The organism is Cupriavidus sp. WKF15 (assembly GCF_029278605.1).
Taxonomy (GTDB): Bacteria; Pseudomonadota; Gammaproteobacteria; order Burkholderiales; family Burkholderiaceae; genus Cupriavidus.
The window spans coordinates 149,846-170,404 of sequence record NZ_CP119573.1 but is presented as its reverse complement, the minus strand read 5'-3'; the positions used below and the strand labels follow the sequence as shown (position 1 = coordinate 170,404).

General features: G+C 66.9%; 19 protein-coding genes. 6 read left to right on the top strand and 13 right to left on the bottom strand.

The window, feature by feature from the left end; all coding sequences use genetic code 11:
- Window positions 1-4: 4 nt before the first annotated feature.
- The 3 genes from CupriaWKF_RS18120 to CupriaWKF_RS18110 all read right to left on the bottom strand — a co-directional run bounded on the left by CupriaWKF_RS18120 (window position 5) and on the right by CupriaWKF_RS18110 (window position 2,111).
- A complete protein-coding gene (locus CupriaWKF_RS18120; protein WP_276103304.1) occupies window positions 5-529 on the bottom strand; it encodes a hypothetical protein in 525 nt (174 codons plus the stop codon).
- 99 nt (window positions 530-628) lie between these two features.
- Complete coding sequence (locus CupriaWKF_RS18115; RefSeq protein WP_276102151.1) at window positions 629-1,630, bottom strand: zinc-dependent alcohol dehydrogenase family protein; 1,002 nt, start codon at window positions 1,628-1,630, stop codon at window positions 629-631.
- Window positions 1,631-1,655: 25 nt separating this feature from the next.
- Window positions 1,656-2,111, bottom strand: coding sequence for a universal stress protein (locus tag CupriaWKF_RS18110; RefSeq protein ID WP_276102150.1), 456 nt, complete (start codon window positions 2,109-2,111; stop codon window positions 1,656-1,658).
- Between the two features lie 316 nt (window positions 2,112-2,427).
- Between CupriaWKF_RS18110 and CupriaWKF_RS18105 the strand changes: the two genes are divergently transcribed.
- Window positions 2,428-3,258 carry a universal stress protein gene (locus CupriaWKF_RS18105; protein ID WP_276102149.1) on the top strand — a complete coding sequence of 277 codons (831 nt, stop codon included), beginning with the start codon at window positions 2,428-2,430 and terminating at the stop codon, window positions 3,256-3,258.
- 68 nt (window positions 3,259-3,326) lie between these two features.
- Here CupriaWKF_RS18105 and cysK read toward each other — a convergent pair whose 3' ends face one another.
- Both cysK and ybaL read right to left on the bottom strand, forming a co-directional pair.
- Window positions 3,327-4,244 carry a cysteine synthase A gene (cysK, locus tag CupriaWKF_RS18100; protein ID WP_276102148.1) on the bottom strand — a complete coding sequence of 306 codons (918 nt, stop codon included), beginning with the start codon at window positions 4,242-4,244 and terminating at the stop codon, window positions 3,327-3,329.
- 111 nt (window positions 4,245-4,355) lie between these two features.
- Window positions 4,356-6,095, bottom strand: a complete 1,740-nt coding sequence (ybaL, locus tag CupriaWKF_RS18095) for a YbaL family putative K(+) efflux transporter (protein WP_276102147.1) — start codon at window positions 6,093-6,095, stop codon at window positions 4,356-4,358.
- Window positions 6,096-6,394: 299 nt separating this feature from the next.
- Here ybaL and CupriaWKF_RS18090 point away from each other — a divergent pair, with 299 nt between their 5' ends.
- From CupriaWKF_RS18090 to CupriaWKF_RS18080, 3 genes are all read left to right on the top strand, one after another.
- Window positions 6,395-6,991 (top strand): AraC family transcriptional regulator, encoded by a 597-nt coding sequence (locus tag CupriaWKF_RS18090; protein WP_276102146.1) that lies wholly within the window; start codon window positions 6,395-6,397, stop codon window positions 6,989-6,991.
- Window positions 6,992-7,135: 144 nt separating this feature from the next.
- Window positions 7,136-7,609 carry an OsmC family protein gene (locus CupriaWKF_RS18085; RefSeq protein WP_276102145.1) on the top strand — a complete coding sequence of 158 codons (474 nt, stop codon included), beginning with the start codon at window positions 7,136-7,138 and terminating at the stop codon, window positions 7,607-7,609.
- 203 nt (window positions 7,610-7,812) lie between these two features.
- Window positions 7,813-8,070 (top strand): hypothetical protein, encoded by a 258-nt coding sequence (locus tag CupriaWKF_RS18080; RefSeq protein ID WP_276102144.1) that lies wholly within the window; start codon window positions 7,813-7,815, stop codon window positions 8,068-8,070.
- 285 nt (window positions 8,071-8,355) lie between these two features.
- On the opposite strand, the gene CupriaWKF_RS18075 is transcribed toward CupriaWKF_RS18080, so the two are convergent.
- The 4 genes from CupriaWKF_RS18075 to CupriaWKF_RS18060 all read right to left on the bottom strand — a co-directional run bounded on the left by CupriaWKF_RS18075 (window position 8,356) and on the right by CupriaWKF_RS18060 (window position 12,289).
- The gene (locus CupriaWKF_RS18075; protein WP_276102143.1) at window positions 8,356-9,408 is read right to left on the bottom strand and encodes an alpha/beta hydrolase; all 1,053 of its coding nucleotides are present in this window, start codon (window positions 9,406-9,408) and stop codon (window positions 8,356-8,358) included.
- Between the two features lie 146 nt (window positions 9,409-9,554).
- On the bottom strand, window positions 9,555-10,706 hold the full coding sequence (locus CupriaWKF_RS18070) for an ABC transporter substrate-binding protein (RefSeq protein WP_276102142.1): 1,152 nt from the start codon (window positions 10,704-10,706) through the stop codon (window positions 9,555-9,557).
- An 18-nt stretch (window positions 10,707-10,724) separates the two neighbouring features.
- Window positions 10,725-12,038: a CitMHS family transporter gene (locus CupriaWKF_RS18065; protein ID WP_276102141.1), complete on the bottom strand. Its 1,314-nt coding sequence runs from the start codon at window positions 12,036-12,038 to the stop codon at window positions 10,725-10,727.
- Window positions 12,032-12,289, bottom strand: a complete 258-nt coding sequence (locus CupriaWKF_RS18060) for a hypothetical protein (protein WP_276102140.1) — start codon at window positions 12,287-12,289, stop codon at window positions 12,032-12,034. The genes CupriaWKF_RS18065 and CupriaWKF_RS18060 overlap by 7 nt, the downstream gene beginning before the upstream one ends.
- 440 nt (window positions 12,290-12,729) lie before the next feature.
- Here CupriaWKF_RS18060 and hutH point away from each other — a divergent pair, with 440 nt between their 5' ends.
- The gene (gene hutH, locus CupriaWKF_RS18055) at window positions 12,730-14,286 is read left to right on the top strand and encodes a histidine ammonia-lyase (protein WP_276102139.1); all 1,557 of its coding nucleotides are present in this window, start codon (window positions 12,730-12,732) and stop codon (window positions 14,284-14,286) included.
- Window positions 14,287-14,376: 90 nt separating this feature from the next.
- Window positions 14,377-15,759 carry an amino acid permease gene (locus tag CupriaWKF_RS18050; protein WP_276102138.1) on the top strand — a complete coding sequence of 461 codons (1,383 nt, stop codon included), beginning with the start codon at window positions 14,377-14,379 and terminating at the stop codon, window positions 15,757-15,759.
- Between the two features lie 353 nt (window positions 15,760-16,112).
- On the opposite strand, the gene dmpG is transcribed toward CupriaWKF_RS18050, so the two are convergent.
- The 4 genes from dmpG to CupriaWKF_RS18030 all read right to left on the bottom strand — a co-directional run bounded on the left by dmpG (window position 16,113) and on the right by CupriaWKF_RS18030 (window position 20,507).
- On the bottom strand, window positions 16,113-17,138 hold the full coding sequence (gene dmpG, locus CupriaWKF_RS18045) for a 4-hydroxy-2-oxovalerate aldolase (RefSeq protein WP_276102137.1): 1,026 nt from the start codon (window positions 17,136-17,138) through the stop codon (window positions 16,113-16,115).
- A gap of 11 nt (window positions 17,139-17,149) precedes the next feature.
- Window positions 17,150-18,052, bottom strand: a complete 903-nt coding sequence (locus CupriaWKF_RS18040; RefSeq protein ID WP_276102136.1) for an acetaldehyde dehydrogenase (acetylating) — start codon at window positions 18,050-18,052, stop codon at window positions 17,150-17,152.
- A 35-nt stretch (window positions 18,053-18,087) separates the two neighbouring features.
- The gene (dmpE, locus tag CupriaWKF_RS18035; protein WP_276102135.1) at window positions 18,088-18,870 is read right to left on the bottom strand and encodes a 2-oxopent-4-enoate hydratase; all 783 of its coding nucleotides are present in this window, start codon (window positions 18,868-18,870) and stop codon (window positions 18,088-18,090) included.
- A gap of 74 nt (window positions 18,871-18,944) precedes the next feature.
- Complete coding sequence (locus CupriaWKF_RS18030) at window positions 18,945-20,507, bottom strand: DUF1302 family protein (protein WP_276102134.1); 1,563 nt, start codon at window positions 20,505-20,507, stop codon at window positions 18,945-18,947.
- Between the last annotated feature and the right edge of the window lie 52 nt (window positions 20,508-20,559).

The window sequence follows — 20,559 nt, the reverse complement described above, 5'->3', positions numbered from 1 at the left end:
ACGGCTAGCGCGAATGCCCGCGGCGGTCGCCACCCAGCGGGTCGACGATGATCATGGACTGCTGCAGCACGCCGTTCTCGTCGAAGTAGCAGCTGAAATGCGCGGTCTGGTAGCCGTCCTTGTACATCCGGTAGGTCCAGGCCTCGCGCTTCATCAGCGGGTAATACTGGGTGGGCTCGCGCGGCTTGCCGAAGCGCTCGATCACATCCTGCTTGGTCCAGACGCCAACCTGCGCCTGATAGATTTCTGCTTCCGTCAGCATCTGCCGATAGCCGACAAGCTTGCCTGTGGCGTCAAAGTCCGCAGCATAGACCGTATGCCCGAGTGGCTGCCCGGAGTAGAGCCAGCGCGACGTACCGTTCGGAAAACTGAAGGTGTCGGTGGGTTCGCCGAATGTACTGCGGACCGCACCCTGGTCGCTGCCGATCAGCCGCTGCCCGGTCTGTTCCGGTTGCAGTGCCGAGCAGGCGCCCAGGGTCAGGCCTGCCACGCACGCGAGCGAGGCTACGATTGCCAGGCGGATTCTCATCATGGGCTCCGGGCGGGGAAATCCCGCATGGCGGAATTGTCCGGCCAGTGGCGCGAAGTGTGCAATAGCCACGCGCCGCCTCGGCGACGCTGGCGCCGGTCAGGCGTGGACGCGCAGGACTGCCGCGCCGGCAAGGCGGCCGCCGCGCAGGTCGGCCAGGGCCTGGTTGGCTGCGTCGAGCGGATAGGCGGTTGTATGCGTATGCAAGGGCGTGCGGGCGGCGATCCCCATCAGCGCCTCGCCGTCGGCGCGGGTCAGGTTCGCGACGGAGACGACGCGTCGCTCTTCCCACAGCAGCCGGTAGGGGAACGCGGGGATGTCGCTCATATGGATACCGCCGCAGACCACCGTGGCGCCCTTGCCGACTGCCTGCAGCGCCAGCGGCACCAGCGCCCCCACCGGAGCGAAGATCAGCGCCGCGTCCAGCGTGTCGGGCGGCGCCTGCTCGCTGGCGCCGGTCCAGCAGGCGCCCGTATCGCGCGCGAGCTGTTGCGCGCCCGCATCGCCGGCCCGGGTGAAGGCATAGACTTGCCGGCCTTCCGCGACGGCGATCTGTGCCACCAGGTGCGCGGCCGCGCCAAAGCCGTAGATGCTGACACGGCGGGCATCGCCGGCCATGCGCAAGGTGCGCAGGCCGATCAGGCCGGCGCACAGCAGCGGTGCGGCATGTTCGTCGTCGTAGCCCTCCGGAATCCGGAAACAGTAGCGGCTGTCGGCAATGGTGTATTCAGCGTAGCCGCCGTTGCGCGTGTAGCCGGTGAAGGCCGGCGTGTCGCACAGGTTCTCGCGCCCGGACGTGCAGTAGCGGCAGTGGCCACAGGTATGGCCCAGCCACGGCACGCCCACGCGCTCGCCGAGCGTGAATGCATCGACGCCCGCACCGCAGGCGTCGATGCGGCCGACAATCTCGTGGCCGGGAATCAGGTGGGACTTCGGGTGCGCCAGCTCGCCGTCGGCGATATGCAGGTCGGTGCGGCAGACCCCGCACGCGCTGACGGCAATGCGGACCTCGCCGGGGCCCGGTTCGGGCACCGGCACCTGGCGCAGCCGCAGTGGCTGGCCGGCTTGTTCCAGGACCATGGCGCGCATGGTTTCAGGCATCGTGCGCCTGCGCATGTGCTGCTCGCTAGCCTTCCACTTCGCTGCGGATCAGCAGCACCGGCCGGCTGGTCTTGCTGACCACGCCCTCGGAAACGCTGCCCATCAGCATGCGCCGCACGCCGCGCCGGCCATGCGTGCCGAGTACGATCAGGTCGGCGCTCCAGGTATCGGCCTGGGCGACGATGGTCGACGAGATCTGCCCGGGGGCCACCGGCTTCTCGACCAGCTGGGTCGTATGCCTGATGCCCGCCGCCTCCAGCTTGTCCGCGGCCTCTGCCAGGGCCTTGCGGCCGTAGGCGAGGATGCCCTCCATCACGGCCCTGGCGTCGAAATAGGCGGCATCGAAGAACGCATCGCTGTCATCGGCAACGAACAAGGCCTTGACCTCGGCGCCGGTTGCGCTGGCGAGGATGATGGCCTGGCTCAGGGCGAGGTCGGAAGACTGGCTGCCGTCTACGGCGAGCAGGATGCGCTGGTACATGGTGAACCTCCAGTGAGTCGCGGCGAATGGTCGGAAAACGGCAAATCGGATGAGGCAACGCGTGGCCCTTCTGATTCAGGGTAGTCGCAGCGGACGATCTCAGCTTGACCGGCATCAAGATTTGAGCTGGCGGAGGGGGAACTAAGGCCGTCAGAACCGCGGCAGGCCCGAGCCCGCCCGGAAGTCTCTGGTACGCTTCCCCGAGGTATGGCATCAAGCGGAATCATGCTGTCTTGATGCCGATCACGCACCTGGCGCACCAATGTCTACACTGGTTCACGCCGGATGGCACCCGATTCCACGGAGCAAAGAGCGAATGGACTACAAGACGATCCTTGTCGCGCTGGACGACGACCCCGCGCGCGCGGCGCGCCTGGAAGCCGCACTGGCCTTGTGCCGGCACTTTGGCGCCGGGCTGGTGGGCCTGACCGCAACCGGCACGCGGCTGGAGCCGTTCCGCGGCGCCGGCGAGGAAGCCGGAAAGTACGCCGCGCGGGCAGCGGCGGACCTGCAGCGCACCATCGACGAGAACCTGGCCACACTGCAAGCCGCGGTGGCCTCGCCTGACGCCACCCTAGCCTGCCGCCATGTGGTGGTCGAAGCCGAAACCGGCTGGGCGCTGGCCACGGAAGGCCGCTTCGCGGACCTGATCCTGCCGCCGCCCTTGCAGGCCGGCGACAACGCGCCGGCGCTGATGGCGGAGGAAGCCGAGTATGCGCTGCTGAATGCGGGGCGCCCGGTCCTGCTGGTGCCTGCCGGCGCCAAGCTGGCGCCGCAAGCGCATGTGCTGGTGGGCTGGGACGGGAGCCAGCCGGCGGCGCGCGCGGTGAGCGACGCGCTGCCGTTGCTGGCGAAGGCTTCTGCCGTGACGGTCGTGGTGGTGGCCGGCGACAGTGGTGAAGACGAGCAGCAAGCGGGTGGCGAACGCCTGCTGCAGTGGCTGGCCGCCCACGGGGTGACCGCCTGGCTGCGGGTCCAGCGTGGTGGACAGCCGGGGGAGGTGCTGCTGCGGCTGACGCAGGAACTGAATGCGGGCTTGCTGGTGGCAGGCGGCTACGGCCGCAGCCGCCTGCGCGAGCGCATGCTGGGCGGCACCACGCGCACGCTGGTGCGGCAGGCCGGGGTACCGCTGTTGCTGTCGCACTGAATCCATTCAGCCCGTTCAGCCCGTTCAACCGCGCGCCGGCGTTGCCAGCCGGCGCACGGGCGCGAGCCTCAGGCTGGCAGGAAGCCTTCGACCGTCAGGTAGCGCTCGCCGGTGTCGTAGTTGAAGCCGAGCACGCGCGTGCCGGCCGGAAGTTCGGACAGCTTGGCGGCAATCGCGGCCAGGGTCGCGCCCGACGAGATTCCGACCAGGATGCCTTCTTCGCTCGCGCAGCGGCGCGCCATATCGCGGGCCGGTTCGGCATCCACCTGGATCACGCCATCGAGCAGGCCGGTCTTCAGGTTGGCCGGGATAAAGCCGGCGCCGATGCCCTGGATCGGATGAGGCGCGGGAGCGCCCCCGGAAATCACCGGTGAAGCCGTGGGCTCGACGGCGAACACCTTGAGCTGCGGCCACTGCTGCTTGAGCACCTGTGCGCAGCCGGAAATATGGCCGCCAGTGCCGACGCCGGTGACCAGCACATCGAGACCCTCGGGGAAGTCCGCGATGATTTCCTGGGCCGTGGTGCGTGCATGGACCTCGATGTTGGCCGGATTCTCGAACTGCTGGGGCATCCAGGCGCCCGGAATGGAGGCGATCAGTTCCTCGGCGCGGGCAATCGCGCCCTTCATGCCTTTCTCGCGCGGGGTCAGGTCGAAGGTCGCGCCGTAAGCCAGCATCAGGCGGCGCCGCTCGATGGACATGCTCTCCGGCATCACCAGGATCAGCTTGTAGCCCTTGACCGCCGCCACCATCGCCAGGCCGATGCCGGTATTGCCCGAGGTCGGCTCGACAATGGTGCCGCCTGGCTTGAGCACGCCGCGGCGTTCTGCATCTTCCACCATCGCCAGCGCGATACGGTCCTTGATCGAGCCGCCCGGGTTGGACCGTTCCGACTTGATCCAGACCTCGTGGTCCTTGCCGAACAGCCGGTTGATGCGGATATGCGGCGTATTGCCGATGGTTTGCAGGATATTGACTGCCTTCATATTTTCTCCGGAGGGGGGCAGCGGCAAGCCGCTGCGCAAACGCATGCGACCGGGATTCTATTGAAGAAGTTCGCGGCCGGGTGATGTCACGTTATGCCACATTAAGCCACATTAAGCCGCGTGGCCCGCGGCATGGCCTGCGGCGTGGACCTGCGGACCTGGCGCAAAACGTTCCAGCACATGGGCGGTCATGCCCCTGGCCAGTTCCTCTTCGCCATAGAAGACCGTGCCGATCGCTTCCTTGCGCAGCATGACGGACTCGTCCTCGTTGTGCGTGCGCAGGACGATCTCGATCGACGGATTGAGCGTGCGCGCGATACTGGCCATTTGCCGGACATCGAGCGGATCGGCAACGGCCACCACCAGCATCGCGGCGCGCGCGATATGGGCCTGGATCAGCACCGCGGGGTCGGCGGCATTGCCGGAGACCGCCGCGATGCCGCGGTTGCGCAGGCTCTCCACCAGTTCCCGGTTCTGATCCGCGACCACGAACGGGATGCCGCGCGCCTGCAGCGCGCTGGCGATGCGCCGGCCCACGCGGCCGTGGCCGATCAGCACCACCTGGCCTTCCAGGTACTTGCGCTCGGTGCTCGTCGGCAGTTCGGCGTAGGGGTCGCCACGCTGCTCCAGGCGCCTGGCCAGTGCCGAGCGCTTGAGGATCCAGCGGCGCAACGGTTCGCTGAGGGCGAACAGCACCGGGTTCAATGCAATCGAGATCAGCGCGGCGGCCAGCACCAGGCTCATGCCCTCGGCGGGCAGCAGCCCGAGCGTAAGGCCGAGGCCGGCGAGGATGAACGAGAACTCGCCGATCTGCGCCAGGCTTGCCGACACCGTCAGCGCGGTATTGAGCGGATAGCGGAAGGCCAGCACCAGCGCAAAGGCCGCGGCCGACTTGCCGAGGATGATGATGGCCACCGTGCCCAGCACGTGCAAGGGCTGCTCGACCAGGATCGCCGGCTTGAACAGCATGCCCACCGAGACGAAGAACAGCACCGAGAACGCGTCGCGCAGCGGCAGCGATTCCTGCGCGGCGCGATGGCTGAACTCGGATTCGCGCATGACCATGCCGGCGAAGAAGGCGCCCAGCGCGAACGAGACGCTGAACAGTTGGGCCGCGCCATAGGCAATGCCGATCGCCGCGGCAATGACCGACAGCGTGAACAGCTCGCGCGAGCCGGTGCGCGCGACCAGCCACAGGAACCACGGCAGCACGCGGCGGCCCGCCACCAGCATCAGCGCGATGAAGGCGCCGACCTGCAGCAGCGTCAGCGCGATGGTGGTCCACAGCGGCGTGGCTTGCGCCGCTTCGGCACCCGTCGATCCGCCGAGAATCCCGGCCAGCGGCGGCAGCAGGACCAGCACGAGCACCGTGGCCAGGTCCTCGACCACCAGCCAGCCCACGGCGATGCGGCCGTTCATGCTTTCGAGCACGCCGCGCGTCTCCAGCGCCTTGAGCAGCACCACGGTGCTGGCGCACGACAGCGACAGCCCGAAGATCAGCCCGCTGCCCCAATGCCAGTCCCACAGCCACGCCACGCCGGCACCGAGCGCCGTGGCCAGCGCCATCTGCACCACCGCGCCGGGCACCGCGATGCGCTTGACCGCCAGCAGGTCCTTCAGCGAGAAATGCAGCCCGACGCCGAACATCAGCAGCATCACGCCGATCTCGGAAAGCTGGGACGCCAGGTGGATGTCGGCGACGAAGCCCGGCGTGCCCGGGCCGATGATGATGCCGGCGACCAGGTAGCCGACCAGCGCCGGCACCTTGATCCGCTCGGCCAGGTAGCCAAGGACCAGGGCAATGCCGAAGCCGGCCGCAAGCGTGGTGATAAGGGGAATGTTGTGTTCCATGCAGGACGATTGGGAGCGGCGGATTGAAAACGGGGGCGGTCCTGCGGCGGACCCGGCAGCCCGTTGCCGTGGTGGCAACGATGGGTCTGCCGTGCGCCGGCAGACATACCAGGCCCCCTCATGATAACGGCATCCGGCGGCGGGCCTGTCGGACAGATTCGCGCGCGCACCCTGCGAAGTGCCGGGCCTGTGGCGCAAGCGTGTGGTGCAGGCAAACGGTGCGTTCGGGAATTGCAGATGGTGCGCCGCCCGGTTAACAGCGATGATCCTGCCCGACAACGACCGATTTCCGCTCCACCATGCGCGTCCACCTGCAGTCCCACTCGCACGTCAGCCTGCAGCGCCTGTTCCTGGCGTTTCCGCTGACGGTCGCGCCCACGCAGGGCAGGTCGGTGATCAGGCGGCGTGGCCATGAGCGGCTGCTGGTGCCCGGGCAGGCAGTCACGATCGAGCCGTTCGAGGCCATCGACATGCACCTGGATGGCAGCTGCGCGCAGCCGTCGGCGTGTACCGTCGAAATCCGCCACGGCATGCCCGGTACCGCGCAGGATGGCCTGCATCACCGCATCTCCCGTCGCGTATTCCTGCAGCCCCAATATGCGTGGAGCGCCGGCTTCATCGCCGAACGGCTGGACATGCCCGCGGCGCAGCTGCGCCGGCTGCTGTTCTCGCAAGGCACGGCGCTCACGGATCTGTGCCGCACGCAAAGGCTGATGCGCCTGTTGTTCGAAGCCATGAGCGCAGACGTTGCCATGGGGGACCTGAAGCGCTTTGTCGGCTGGCCGCCTGCCGGCGACGTGGAGTCCGCGTTCTATGACCGCTTCGGCGTCTCCATGCAGACCGCGAGGCGGCTGGCGAGCCAACCGGCGCGCGAGCTGCGGCGATCGATCGCCTGAGCAGTTCCCGGCACCCGTGATCGAGGTCGGCGGCCTCAGCCTGGTTTCCGTGCGATTTGGAATAATGGTGTCCTGCGACGCAGCGCGGGACGGGCCTGCGGTGCGTCGCGCGTCAACGGAATCCACCCAGGGAGCTGCGCGAGCATGGCCAAGCGTGAACATCACTATCGGGTCTCGGTCGAATGGACCGGCAACAAGGGCAGCGGAACATCGGGCTACCGGGCCTATGCGCGCGATTACACGATCCGCTCCGGAGCCAAGCCAGCCATTCCCGGCTCATCGGACCCGGCGTTCCTTGGCGACGCGGCACGCTGGAATCCCGAAGACCTGCTGGTGGCGTCGGTGTCGGCCTGCCACAAGCTCTGGTACCTGCACCTCTGCTCTGAAGCGGGCATCGTCGTGCTGGCCTACGCCGATGACGCGCAAGGCACGATGGTCGAGGGCGAGACCGGCCACTTCACGCAGATCGTGCTGCGCCCGCGTGTCACCCTGCGCGCAACGGACGATCTCGAACTGGCCGGGCGGCTGCACCACGCGGCGCACGAGCAATGCTTCATTGCCAACTCGCTCAACTTTCCCATCCTGTGCGAGCCGTCGTTTGAACAGGTCGACGCTTAGACGGGCGGCCGCCGGCAGACGGATGCGGTTGTTCGGGCCGCCCTGACGTTTCGCGCGGCTGTTGGTCGCCGCCCACCACATTCTCTCCGTACAAGGCCGTAGCGCGCACCTGGCGACGCGCGCGAGCCGTGGCACGGCATCTGCATAGTCTCGATCGAACGTCGTTTCCCGCCGTTCGCTTTCCATGACTACAGGAGATTCCCATGTCCAAGCTACTGATCGAGAACCTGGCACGTGTCCGCGAACTGGATCTGGCCGCGCGCGTCGCCATCCGCGGCGGCTATGCCACCATGCCGTCCATTGCCGTGGGTGAGCCCGACCCCAACGGCTCGTTGCCGCCGCTGCCTTCGATGCCGCCATTGCCATCGTTCCCACCGATGCCGCCGATGCCGGCGCTGCCCGAGTTTCCGCCGGGATTTCCGTTCCAGCCGAAAGCCCAGCCGAAGGTCGTGCCGCTGTAGTTGGCGCGCTCGCCGTCGCGCCCGGGACATTGTCAACAGCGCCGTGCCGAACCGGTACAGCGCGTTGACGATGTCGATGCGCCGCCTGCTCGCCACGCCGGCTTCGAGCGTGAGCCGTGCCGGACTAAGGTACTAAGGGCGTTCCGGGTCCTCCCTTCTGACACGTTCCTGCCGGGGTATCCCCGTCCATGTGCAACGATGCGCCGCGCCGCCGAGCTCCGAGGCAAGCGCCGACAGCGTCATGGCAAGCAATATCAGCAATCTTTGCATCCACTGTTCCGCGCCTCAGCGCCGGTCGACGTCAAGGACTGCCTGCGCGAAGGCGGCAGGCGCTTCCTGCGGCAGGTTGTGGCCGATGCCGCCGGCCAGGTCGCGGTGCTCATACCGGCCGGTGAACTTGCTGGCATAGGCGCGGGGTTCGGGATGGGGCGCGCCGTTGGCATCGCCTTCCATGGTGATCGTCGGCACGGTGATCGCGGGCGCCGTGGCGAGCTTCCTCTCGATGTCGTCGAAGCGCGCTTCGCCCGTGGCCAGTCCTTGCCGCCAGCGGTAGTTGTGAATGGTGATTGCCACATGATCCGGGTTGTCGAACGCGGCCGCGCTGCGCTCGAACGTGGCGTCGTCGAAGTTCCATTGCGGCGATGCCAGCTTCCAGATCAGTCTGGCGAACTGCCGCGTGTACTTCTGATAGCCAGCCGCACCGCGGTCCGTGGCGAAATAAAACTGGTACCACCATTGCAGTTCGGCCTCCGGTGGCAGCGGCTGCTTGCCGGCCGCCTGGCTGCCGATCAGGTAGCCGCTGACCGACACCAGCCCGCGGCAGCGGTCCGGCCACAGTGCGGCCATGATGCCAGCGGTACGCGCGCCCCAGTCAAAGCCGGCCACGACGGCGTTGCGGATGCCGAGTGCGTCCATCAGCGCGATCATGTCGGCCGCGATGGCCGATGGCTGGCCGTTGCGCGGGGTGTCGGCCGACAGGAAGGTGGTCGAGCCATAGCCGCGCAGGTAGGGGATGATCACGCGATAGCCACGCGCCGCCAGCAGGGGCGCCACGTCGACGAAGCTGTAGATGTCGTACGGCCAGCCGTGCAGCAGCAACGCGACCGGCCCGTCGGCCGGACCGGCCTCGGCGTAGCCGACGTTCAGCACGCCGGCATTGACATGCCGGATCGGTGCGAAGGTCGTATGGGTACCGGGTTTGGTCGGGGGCAGGGGTGCCGCCTTCGCCACGCCGGTCTGTGCCCGGGCAGCCTGCGACAGGCCCAGCTGCGCTGCGGCCAGCGTTGCGGCCGCGGCGCCCAGAAAGCCCCGGCGGGGCAGATCGATTCTTTCCGACATCTCTTTCTCCTGTGTACGTGATCAACTTGAACACGAGTCTAGGAGGCCGCGGCAAGCGGCATGTGTCGGGAACCCCGGGGCTTTGTATCGCTGTGTATCTGCGCATGGTTGCCCGATACGCCGATACAAGAAGCTGGCCTGACGCGCTACTTCTGCCCGGTTGCCGTGCGCCAGCGCGCGACGAATTCGCGATAAGCCGCGATGTCGAGGTGCCGCGTCAGGTCCGCGTCGTTCAGGATCGGCCGCATGCTGGGGCCAAGCTGCGTCACCAGCCGGGCAGCGGTGGTATCGCCGCCGACATCGCTGCGCACGGCGTACAGCCCGGCGCGCTGCGCCATCAGGGTCTGGCCGCGCCGCGACAGCGTGTAGTCGACCCACAAGCGGGCCGCGTTCGGGTGGCGCGCGCGCTGGCTGATCAGCTGGATGCGCGACAGCACCAGCGTGTAGTCCGTCAGGAAGGCGACACCGATGGCGGCGTTGTTCTGCGCCTGGCCAATCGCGTATGCGCCGAGCACGTTGTAGGCGAGCGTCATGCTGCCATTGGCAACCTGGCGCAGCATGGCGGCGGTCGTCGGCACATAGCGGGCGTCGAGCTTGCCCAGTTCCGCGGCGATGTCCCAGAAGGCCGGGCCTGCGGTGGCGTCCTGCGTGGCCAGCAGGAACCCGAGGCCCGACTTCTCGATGTCGTAGGTGATGACCTTGCGACGCAGCTGGCTGGCCTGCGTCGCCAGCAGCTTTGCCAGCTCGGCGTGGGTGCGCGGTACCTGGGCGGCGCGCAGCAGCTTGCGGTTGTAGGCGATCGCCACCGGGTCGATGCTGGTGGCCCAGGCCTGGTCCTGCCAGCGGGCCCAGGCCGGCAGCCCGGGCGCTTCTGGCGAGGCGTAGGACATGGCATAGCCGCGCCTGACCAGGCTGGCCTGCAGGTCCATCGCCGAACTCCACAGTACGTCCGCGGACTCGGTCCCGAGCTGGGTCTCGGCCAGGTAGCGGTGATAAAGCTCGGTGCTGGTCAGGTCGTCGTACTCGATCCGGACGCGCGGATACATCGAGCGGAAGTCGGAAAGCAGCGGCCTGACCAGGTCGGCATCCGTGGTGGCGTAGATCACCAGGCGGCCTTCATCCTCGGCCGCGCGGACCACGCTGGCGTAGTCCGGCGCGTAGCCGGGCGGCACCGTCGCCCTGGGTGCGTAGTCCAGCAGTTCGTTGGCGTCCTGCGCGGTCGATACCAGGGGCCAGCCCAGCGCCAGCGCCAGCAGGGCGCGTCGCCGGGGGAGCCGTTGCGTGCGGTGATTTCGCATGGCGGTGCCTCAGGTCCCTCAGGTCCGGCCCATGACCGGGATGACGCCGAAGACGATGCAGGCGGCCAGCATCACCACCGCCGCCGACAGCGCCCACAGCAGCGTATAGCGCTGATGGTCGCCGAACTCGACCTCGGCCAGGCCGACCAGCAGGTAGGTCGACGCCACCAGCGGGCTGAGCAGGTGGACCTGCTGGCCGATCAGCGAAGCGCGCCCCAGTTCCGCCGCGGTAATGCCATGCACGGCGCCGGCCTTGGCGAGGATCGGCAGGATGCCGAAGTAGAAGGCATCGTTGGAGATGAAGAACGTGAACGGCACGCTCAGCACTGCGGTGACGACCGCCAGGTACGGCTCCAGCCAGTTGGGCAGGCCCGCGATCACGCTGGCGGCGATGGCATCCACCATCTTGGTCCCCGACAGGATGCCCACGAAAATGCCGGCGGCGAAGATCAGCGAGACCACCGGCACGATGTTGCCGGCATGCTCGGCGATCCGCTCCTTCTGGTCCTGCATGTTCGGATAGTTGACCATCAGCGCGATCGCCGAGGCGACCATGAACAGCACCTGGAGCGGGATCGCGCCGTGGATGAGCAGCGCCATCAGCGCTACGGTCAGCGCGAAGTTGAACCACAGCAGCCGGGGCCGCGAGGTAGTCGGGTTGCTGGCCGTGACCGCCGGGGCGTCGTCGGCCGGTGCGCCCGCCTGCTGCAGCGCAAGGGCGCCGAGCCGCGTCTTCTCGCGGCGCCCCAGCAGGCCCGCGACGAAGATGCCCCAGATGCCGGTGACGATCATCGGCAGGATCATCGGCACGAACAACTGGCCCACGTCCACGCCGAGCGAGCTGGCCGCGCGCGCGGTCGGGCCGCCCCACGGCAGGATATTCATGAGCCCGCCGGCCATCATGATGACGCAGGCCAGCACCAGGCGGCTCAGGCCCAGGCGCTTGTACAGCGGCAGCATCGCGGCGCAGGTGATCATGTAGGTGGTCGAGCCGTCGCCATCGAGCGATACCACCGTCGCCAGCACGAAGGTGCCGATCACGATCTTGGTCGGGTCGTTGCCGACCAGCCTGAGGATGACCCGCACCGCCGGGTCGAACAGTCCGGCATCGATCATGATCCCGAAATACAGGATCGCGAACATCAGCATGACGCCGGTAGGGGCCAGCTTCTTGATGCCTTCCAGCATCATCGGGCCCAGTTCAATTCCGAAGCCCGCCAGCAGACCGAAGACGATCGGTACCAGGATCAGGGCGACCATCGCCGACAGGCGCTTGGTCATGATCAGCGCCATGAAGACGATGATCATCGTATAGGCGATGGCGGTCAGCATGCACGAACCTCCGGCGATGCGCACGTCACGAACCGGTAGTCCGATGCGGCAGCCGATGGCGTGCATCGCATCCGGGGCAGCGACGCCGCGATCACTGCGTCGATACGGTCGCAGTATATGTTGCGCGAGAGGCCTGCGTGAAACCGCGCTTTGTTCTCTTCCGCACGCGCCCTGGCGCCGGCGGCTTGCGCCGCGCAAAGGCCGGCGAACTCGATTTGCCGTGATCTGTAAACCATGCCGGAGAGGCGCATGACAAGTGTCTCCTTGACCAAACTGTGCCCACCGAAGGGTCTGGGAGGGGGATGCTAGAGACCCAAGCTGTCATTTCGCCGTCACAGGCGCCTAGGGTAATCACGGAGGGGTGAGGCGTGGAGCGACAGCTTCACGCCAATGCGTTGGCCGGTGCGGACGCGCTGATCCGTTCAAGCCTTGGCCTCGCGCCACAGCAGTTCGCGCGTGCGGTCCACGCCCCAGCTTGCTTCGAGGACGGGTAAACCCCAGTTCAAACTAACTTGTATATACAATACCGTACAACCATATAAGACCTCGCTGCGGCGAGGTCGAGTTTTTGAGCAAATTGTGGACAAGGCATAACAGCGAGCCCCGCCCCCGCGGCTGCCCGCATTGCCCGCGTCCTGAACAATGACCCATCGACCGGCGTGATGCGCCACGCTTCCCAGTGAATCTGAACATGTCTTATCAAGCAAACCAGTCGGCCACCGCCCTCCATCTGCAACCCGGTGAGCTGACGCTCGCGCAACTGCGTGCCGTGCATCAGCATCCGGTCAGGATCACGCTCGACGAGCGTGCCTTCGCGGCCATCGACCGCAGCGTGGCGTGCGTGGAGAGCGTCATCTCCGAGGGCCGCACGGCCTATGGCATCAACACCGGCTTCGGCCTGCTGGCGCAGACGCGCATCGCACGCGAGGATCTGGAAAGCCTGCAGCGCTCGCTGGTGCTCTCGCATGCGGCCGGCGTAGGCGAGCCGATCGATGACGCCCTGGTGCGCCTGATCATGGTGCTCAAGATCAACAGCCTGGCGCGGGGGCTGTCCGGCATCCGCCGCAAGGTCATCGACGCGTTGATCGCACTGGTGAACGCCGAGGTGTACCCGCGCATCCCGCTGAAGGGCTCGGTTGGCGCCTCGGGCGACCTCGCGCCGCTTGCCCACATGTCCCTGCTGCTGCTCGGCGAGGGCCAGGCGCGCCATCGCGGCAAATGGCTGCCCGCACGCGAAGCGCTTGCCCTTGCCGATCTGCAACCGCTCACGCTCGCCGCCAAGGAAGGGCTTGCATTGCTCAACGGCACGCAGGTATCCACCGCCTATGCCCTCCAGGGCTTGTTCCAGGCAGAAGACCTGTTCGCCGCGGCAAGTGTCTGCGGCGCGCTGACCGTCGAGGCGTCGCTCGGCTCGCGTGCTCCGTTCGATCCACGTATTCACGCGGCGCGTGGCCAGCGTGGCCAGATCGACTCGGCTGCGATCTACCGCCAACTGCTGGGGCCGACCAGCGAAATCGGCCAGTCCCATGCGAGCTGCGAGAAGGTGCAGGATCCCTATTCCCTGCGCTGCCAGCCGCAAGTCATGGGCGCCTGCCTGACGCAGATCCGCAATGCGGCGGACGTCCTTGGCGTCGAAGCGAACTCGGTTTCCGACAACCCGCTGGTGTTTGCGCAGGAAGGAGACATCATCTCGGGCGGCAACTTCCACGCCGAGCCGGTGGCCATGGCGGCGGACAACCTCGCGCTGGCGCTGGCCGAGATTGGCGCGCTGAGCGAGCGGCGCATTTCGCTGATGATGGACAAGCATATGTCGCAGCTGCCGGCGTTCCTTGTCGCCAATGGCGGCGTCAACTCCGGCTTCATGATCGCGCAGGTCACGGCCGCGGCTTTGGCTTCGGAGAACAAGGCGCTGGCACACCCCGCCAGCGTCGACAGCCTGCCCACCTCCGCGAACCAGGAAGACCACGTGTCCATGGCACCCAACGCCGGCAAACGGCTTTGGGAGATGGCTAGCAACGTGCAGGGCATCCTTGCCATCGAATGGCTCGCCGCCTGCCAGGGACTCGATTTCCGCGAGGGGGCAAAGACTACCGACGCGCTCGAGCGCGCGCGCGGGCTGCTGCGACAGTCAGTGCCGTTCTACGACAAGGACCGCTACTTCGCGCCGGACATCGAAGGTGCCAGCGCACTGATCGCCAAGCGCCACCTCACGGCCCTGCTGCCTGCGGGCATGCTGCCGAGCCTCTAAGAACAGGCCATCTATACCGGCGCGGAGCGGGCGAAGATCCGCGCGCCATGGGACCGTCGGTTCCCATCCCGATATCTTTCAGGAGACAGCTTGAAAAACCTGCAACGCAACCTCGGCGCGCGGCATATCCGCTTTCTTGCGCTTGGCTCGGCCATTGGCACGGGCCTGTTCTACGGCTCGGCATCGGCCATCCAGCTCGCTGGCCCCGCCGTCATTCTGGCCTATATCCTGGGCGGCGCAGCCGTCTACATGGTCATGCGCGCGCTCGGCGAAATGGCGGTTCGCGAGCCGGTATCAGGCTCCTTCGGGCGCTATGCAAGCGAGTACCTCGGCCCGCTCGCGGGCTTTCTCACCGGATGGACCTATATCCTCGAGATGATCATCGTCTGCCTCGCGGACGTGACCGCATTCGGCATCTACATGGGATTCTGGTTCCCCGAAGTTCCGCAATGGATATGGGTGCTCGGCATCGTCATGCTGATCTGCGGGTTGAACCTGTGCAACGTGAAGGTGTTCGGGGAACTGGAGTTCTGGCTTGCCTTGGTGAAGATCCTCGCCATCGCCGCGATGATCATCGGCGGCACCCTGATCCTGTTCCTCGGGGTCCAGATGAATGGCGAACACTCTCCGGGCCTGACCAATCTGTGGGCGCATGGCGGCTTCCTCCCGCACGGCGTTGGAGGACTGATTGCCTCGCTGGCCGTGGTGATGTTTGCGTATGGCGGCATCGAGATCATCGGCATCACCGGCGGTGAAGCCAAGAACCCGGAGAAGGTCATCCCGAGGGCGATCAACGCCGTGCCGGCGCGGATCCTGCTGTTCTACGTACTGACGATGACCGTGCTGATGGCAATCTTTCCGTGGACCGGCATTGGCGGTCAGGGCAGCCCGTTTGTACAGATCTTCTCCGGGCTGGGCATCAAGTCCGCCGCGGCGATTCTGAACCTGATCGTGATTTCCGCCGCCATCTCGGCAATCAACAGCAACATCTTTGGCGCCGGACGGATGATGTTCGGCATGGCGGAGCAGGGCCAGGCACCGCGCATCTTTGCGACCACCTCGCGTCACGGTGTGCCCTGGGTGACGGTGCTGGCGATGGCCGCCGCGCTGCTCGGCGGCGTGGTGCTGAACTACCTGATTCCCGAGCAGGTGTTCGTGATCATTGCATCGATCGCGACCTTCGCGACCGTATGGGTCTGGCTCATGATCCTGCTGTCCCAGGTTGCCATGCGGCGCCGCCTGTCGGCCGAGGAAGTTCGCGCCCTCAAGTTCAAGGTGCCGATGTGGCCCGTCGGTCCGGCGCTTGCGATTGCCTTCATGCTGTTTGTAATCGGCGTGCTGGGCTATGTCGAAGACACGCGCGTGGCGCTCTATGTCGGCATGGGTTGGGTTGCGCTGCTGTCACTCGCCTGGTATCTCCGGGCCAAGCCGCAGGATGACCGGATTCTTGCCCAGGAGACCAGCGCATCGTGATGCCGGTTTGACAGACATGATGTGTTCACGGTCTGGCAGGTCCGGCAGGGCGCTCACCTCCGGCGTCAAGTCGGAGGCGACGCCCGGCGACTGGGAATCGAATTCGTGCCTAAGGCGCTTTTTTGGGGCTTTCGGCGGATCGTGGGAATGGGGAAGGGTTGGGTTTTTCGTGCTTGGCAGGCGCCGCCACAAAACCCCCCCCCCGGCGACGCCGTCGAAACAGCAGCGCCCGCCAAGCACGCCAACCCCGTCATCCCCCATTCCCCGCAATCCAGCGAAGAACCTTTTTTCGTCTCGGATGCGCGGGATGGCGGTGCCCGGCACCGCATGGCCGCCGGGCAGGATCCCGCTACTTACGCCACCAGCAGTCCACGCTCGCGCGCCAGCGTGATCGCCGTGTCCTCGATCATGTCTTCCTGTCCGCCCACCAGCCGCTGGCGCCCCAGTTCGACCAGGATCTCGCGCGCGGGAATGCGGTACTTGGCCTCGGCGCGCTTGGCGAACAGCAGGAAGGACGAATACACGCCGGCATAGCCCAGCGTGAGCGCGTCGCGGTCGATACGGATCGGGTGGTCCATGATCGGCACCACCAGGTCCTCGGCCACGTCGGCAATGCGGAACACGTCGACGCCGGTCTCAATGCCCATGCGCTCGCACACGGCCACCAGCACTTCCATCGGCGTGTTGCCGGCACCGGCGCCCAGCCCCGCGGCGGCGGCGTCGATGCGGTTCGCGCCGCACGCAATCGCGGCCAGTGAATTGGCCACGCCCATGGCGAGGTTGTGGTGGCCATGGAAGCCCAGCTCGGTCTCGGGCCGCAGCGCCTGCCGCACGGCGCTCAGCTTCTCGGTGACGTCGTGCGGCAGCATGTGGCCGGCCGAGTCGGTGATGTACAGGCAGTTGGCGCCGTAGCTTTCCATCAGCAGCGCCTGCTGCACCAGCGTCTGCACCGGCGCCATGTGCGCCATCATCAGGAAGCCCACCGTATCCATGCCCAGCTTGCGCGCCATGCCGATATGCTGCTCGGAGACGTCCGCTTCGGTGCAATGCGTGGCGACGCGGATGGTATGCACGCCAATCTCGTGCGCCATGCGCAGGTGGTCGACGGTGCCGATGCCGGGCAGCAGCAGCGCCGAGACGCGCGACTGTTTCAGCTCGCCCAGCACCGCGCGCAGGTATTCCTCGTCGCTGTGCGCGGGGAAGCCGTAGTTGACCGAGGCGCCGCCCAGGCCGTCGCCGTGGGTCACTTCGATCAGCGGCACGCCGGCGGCATCCAGGCCGCGGGCGATGCCCTTCATCTGTTCCAGCGAGATCTGGTGGCGCTTCGGATGCATGCCGTCGCGCAGCGTCATGTCGTGCAGGGTGATGCGTTGGCCCATGGCGTGGCTCCTCAGGCGGTAGTGGTTTCAGGGACGGCCAGCATCGCGGCGGCGATGCACTCGGCGGTGCGAGCCGCCGAGGCGGTCATGATGTCGAGGTTGCCGGCGTACTTCGGCAGGTAGTCGCCCAGCCCCTCCACCTCCAGGAAGATCGACACGCGCTGGCCGTCGAACACGGGGCCGTTCTTGAGCGTATAGCCCGGCACGTACTTGCGCACTTCGGCAATCATGTCGTGCACGGACGCGGTGATGGCGGCCACGTCGGGCGCGTCGTCGGTCAGGCAGTGGATGGTGTCGCGCATGATCAGCGGCGGCTCGGCCGGGTTGATCACGATGATGGCCTTGCCCTGGCGCGCGCCGCCCACGGCCTCGATCGCGCCCGCGGTGGTGCGCGTGAATTCGTCGATATTGCGGCGCGTGCCGGGACCGACCGAGCGCGACGACACCGTCGCGACGATCTCGCCATAGGCCACCGGCTGCACGCGCGACACGGCGTACACCATGGGGATGGTGGCCTGGCCGCCGCACGTGACCATGTTGACGTTCATCTCGTTGCTGCCGATATGGGCGTCGAGGTTGACCGGCGGCACGCAGAACGGCCCGATCGCGGCCGGCGTCAGGTCGATCACGCGCACGCCGCGCGCGGTGAGCCTGGCCGAGTGCTCGGCGTGGACGTAGGCCGAGGTGGCATCGAAGGCGATGCGGATATCGTCGGCTTCCAGGTGCGGCAGCAAGCCGTCGATGCCGTCGCTGGTGGTCTTCAGGCCCAGCTCGCGCGCTCGCGCGAGGCCTTCGGAGGCGGCTTCTACGCCCACCATCCAGACGGGTTCCAGGATGTCGCTGCGGCGCAGCTTGTAGAGCAGGTCGGTGCCGATATTGCCGGGCCCGATCAGGGCGCATCGGATCTTGTTCATGGTGCCTCGCCTCGCAAGTAGAGTGAATCGGAAAGTCAGCAGAACATGGCGCTGCAGCCGCCGATGCCGCTGATGCGCATGGACAGCCGGTCGCCGGCCTGCACGGGAATCAGTGCCGCCAGCGAGCCGGACAGGATGGTTTCGCCGGCCAGCAGCGGAATGCCGAAGCTGCCCAGCGTGTTGGCGAGCCACGCCACCGCGTCGGCGGGATGGCCCAGCGCGGCGCTGCCCAGGCCCGTGGCCACGCATTCGCCGTTCTTTTCCAGCACCATCTCGCATGCGGCCAGGTCCAGCGCCTGCGGGCTGACGCGCTCGTCGCCAAGTACGTAGACGCCGCATGAAGCGTTGTCGGCCACGGTGTCCTCGATGCGGATGCGCCAGTCGCGGATGCGCGAGTCGACGATCTCGAAGCACGCTGCCACCGACTCGGTCGCATCGAGCACGTCGTCGCGGGTCACGCCGGGGCCGCGCAGGTCGCGCCGCAGGAAGAAGGCGATCTCGCCTTCGGCGCACGGCTGGATCAGCGTGTCCGTGGGGATGGGCTGGCCCGCGGCGTAGTGCATGCTTTGCAGCAGGATGCCGAAGTCGGGCTGGTGCACGTCCAGCATCTTCTGCACCACCTCGCTGGTCACGCCGATCTTCTTGCCGGTGACGCGGTCACCGGCGGCCAGCCGGTGCGCGACAAAGCCCTGCTGGATGCGATAGGCGTCGCGCACGTCCAGCGCCAGGCCGCGGCCGCTGAGAGGCGGCACGGGCGCTCGCGCGACGAGTGCTTGGTGGAGTTCGTTGCTGAGCGTGGAGATCAGGTCGGCATTCATGGCGGGAGAAGTCGGGTGGCGGTGCCGCGGCAACACGTGGTGATGTGCCGCGGCAACACGGGGTGATGCGTGCGTCAGAACGAGTATTTGGCGTTGAAGGCCACGTAGTCGCGGTCAGCCAGCGGGCGGTTGGCAATGCTCGCGCCGCCGATGAACGCGGCGTAGGTCAGGCCGAGTTCCAGGTTGTTCAGGTACTTCAATGTCACGCCCACGCTGGCGCGCTTGTCGCCATAGCCCATCAGCGTGCCGAAGGCGCCGGCCACGGACGACTGACCGCTGAACTGCTGCGCATAGGTGAGCGGCACCGTCAGGTCCCAGCCGTCGAACACGTTGTTGTAGGTCAGCGACCAGCCGACCTGGAACGCCGCCGAATTGCGCGTGTTGGTCAGCTGGCTGAAACCCATCACCGAATCCACGCCCAGCACGTGCAGGTAGGCGATTTCACCGAGCAGAGACTGCGAGTTGGCCAGGAAGGTCGGGCCGATCGAGTAGATCGCCGACAGCTGCCCCTGCAGGGCACGTCCGGGCGACGCGGTGGGCGAGCCGGCCACGTTCACCAGCATCGGAATGCCGTCCTTGTAGCTGATTTCACCGGCGATATTGGCGCCAAGCACTTGCGTGGAGAAGCTGGCGCCGGTCAGGTTGATGCCGCTGAAGTATTTCTGCTGGTACTGCAGCGAGGGGAAGAGCGAGGTCACGACGCTCGGGTTCTTGTCGTGATAGCGCAGCTGGTAGAGCCCGATCTCGGTGTCTTCGAACACGCGGAAGCGCGTGCCGATGCCCCATTGTCCCCAGTCCGACGGACTGATGTCGGGGCCACGCGGGATACGGAAGCCGGGCCCGATAATGAATTCCGCGCCGGGGCCGACCACGTCGCTGGTGCTGAAGTAGCTGCCCGGTGCGAAGAGCTGGTTCGCCTTGTAGGTGAACTGGTAATAGCCCATCAGGCTGAACGACGGCGTGACCTGCAGCTGCAGCGATGCCTGTGGCACCGGCAGCAGGATGTCCTTGACCTCGGCGCCCGGCACGAAGGCCTTGGTGGCATCGGCGGGCCCCTGCGCACCGGCGATGTTGGCGAAGAACAGGCTCTCGCCCCATGCCACCACCTGGTTGCCCAGCTTGAAGCTCAGCTGCGAATCGCCGATCGGCGTGGTGCCGTAGACATAGGCGTCGAGCAGTTGCGCGCGCTGCTCGTGATAGTCGCGCGCCGAGCCGGTGAACTCGTTGAACGGGCCGCTGTGGTTGACGGTGAAGGGCGCATTGTTCGAGTTGGTGCCGCTGTAGGCCCAGTCGTAGAACACGCTGCCGCGCACCAGGGCACCGAAGGCGTCGTGCCTGACATGCGCCTCGCCCAGCAGCGAGACGCGGTTCGCGGTCATGTCGCCGCGCTTGAAGTTGCGGTCGCCGTCGTCGCCGTTGATATTGGCGGGGCTCAGCAGCGTGTTGCTCTGGTGGCCGGTACGGACCGCCGCGCCATAGGATGCGGTTACGCTGTAGTCGAGCGTGGTGTCGTGGCCGAGATCGATGGTTTCGCCGGCGCGGGCGGCCGGCGCGAGCAACGTTGCCAGCGCCGCGGCGGCGGCGATCGGCCGTAGCATGCTGCGTCGTTTCACTGGGCCGCTTGGTGTTTGGTGCATGGTGGTCTCCCCTTGGTTTCGGTGGTGGTTCATGGCCTGGCACTTCGAATGG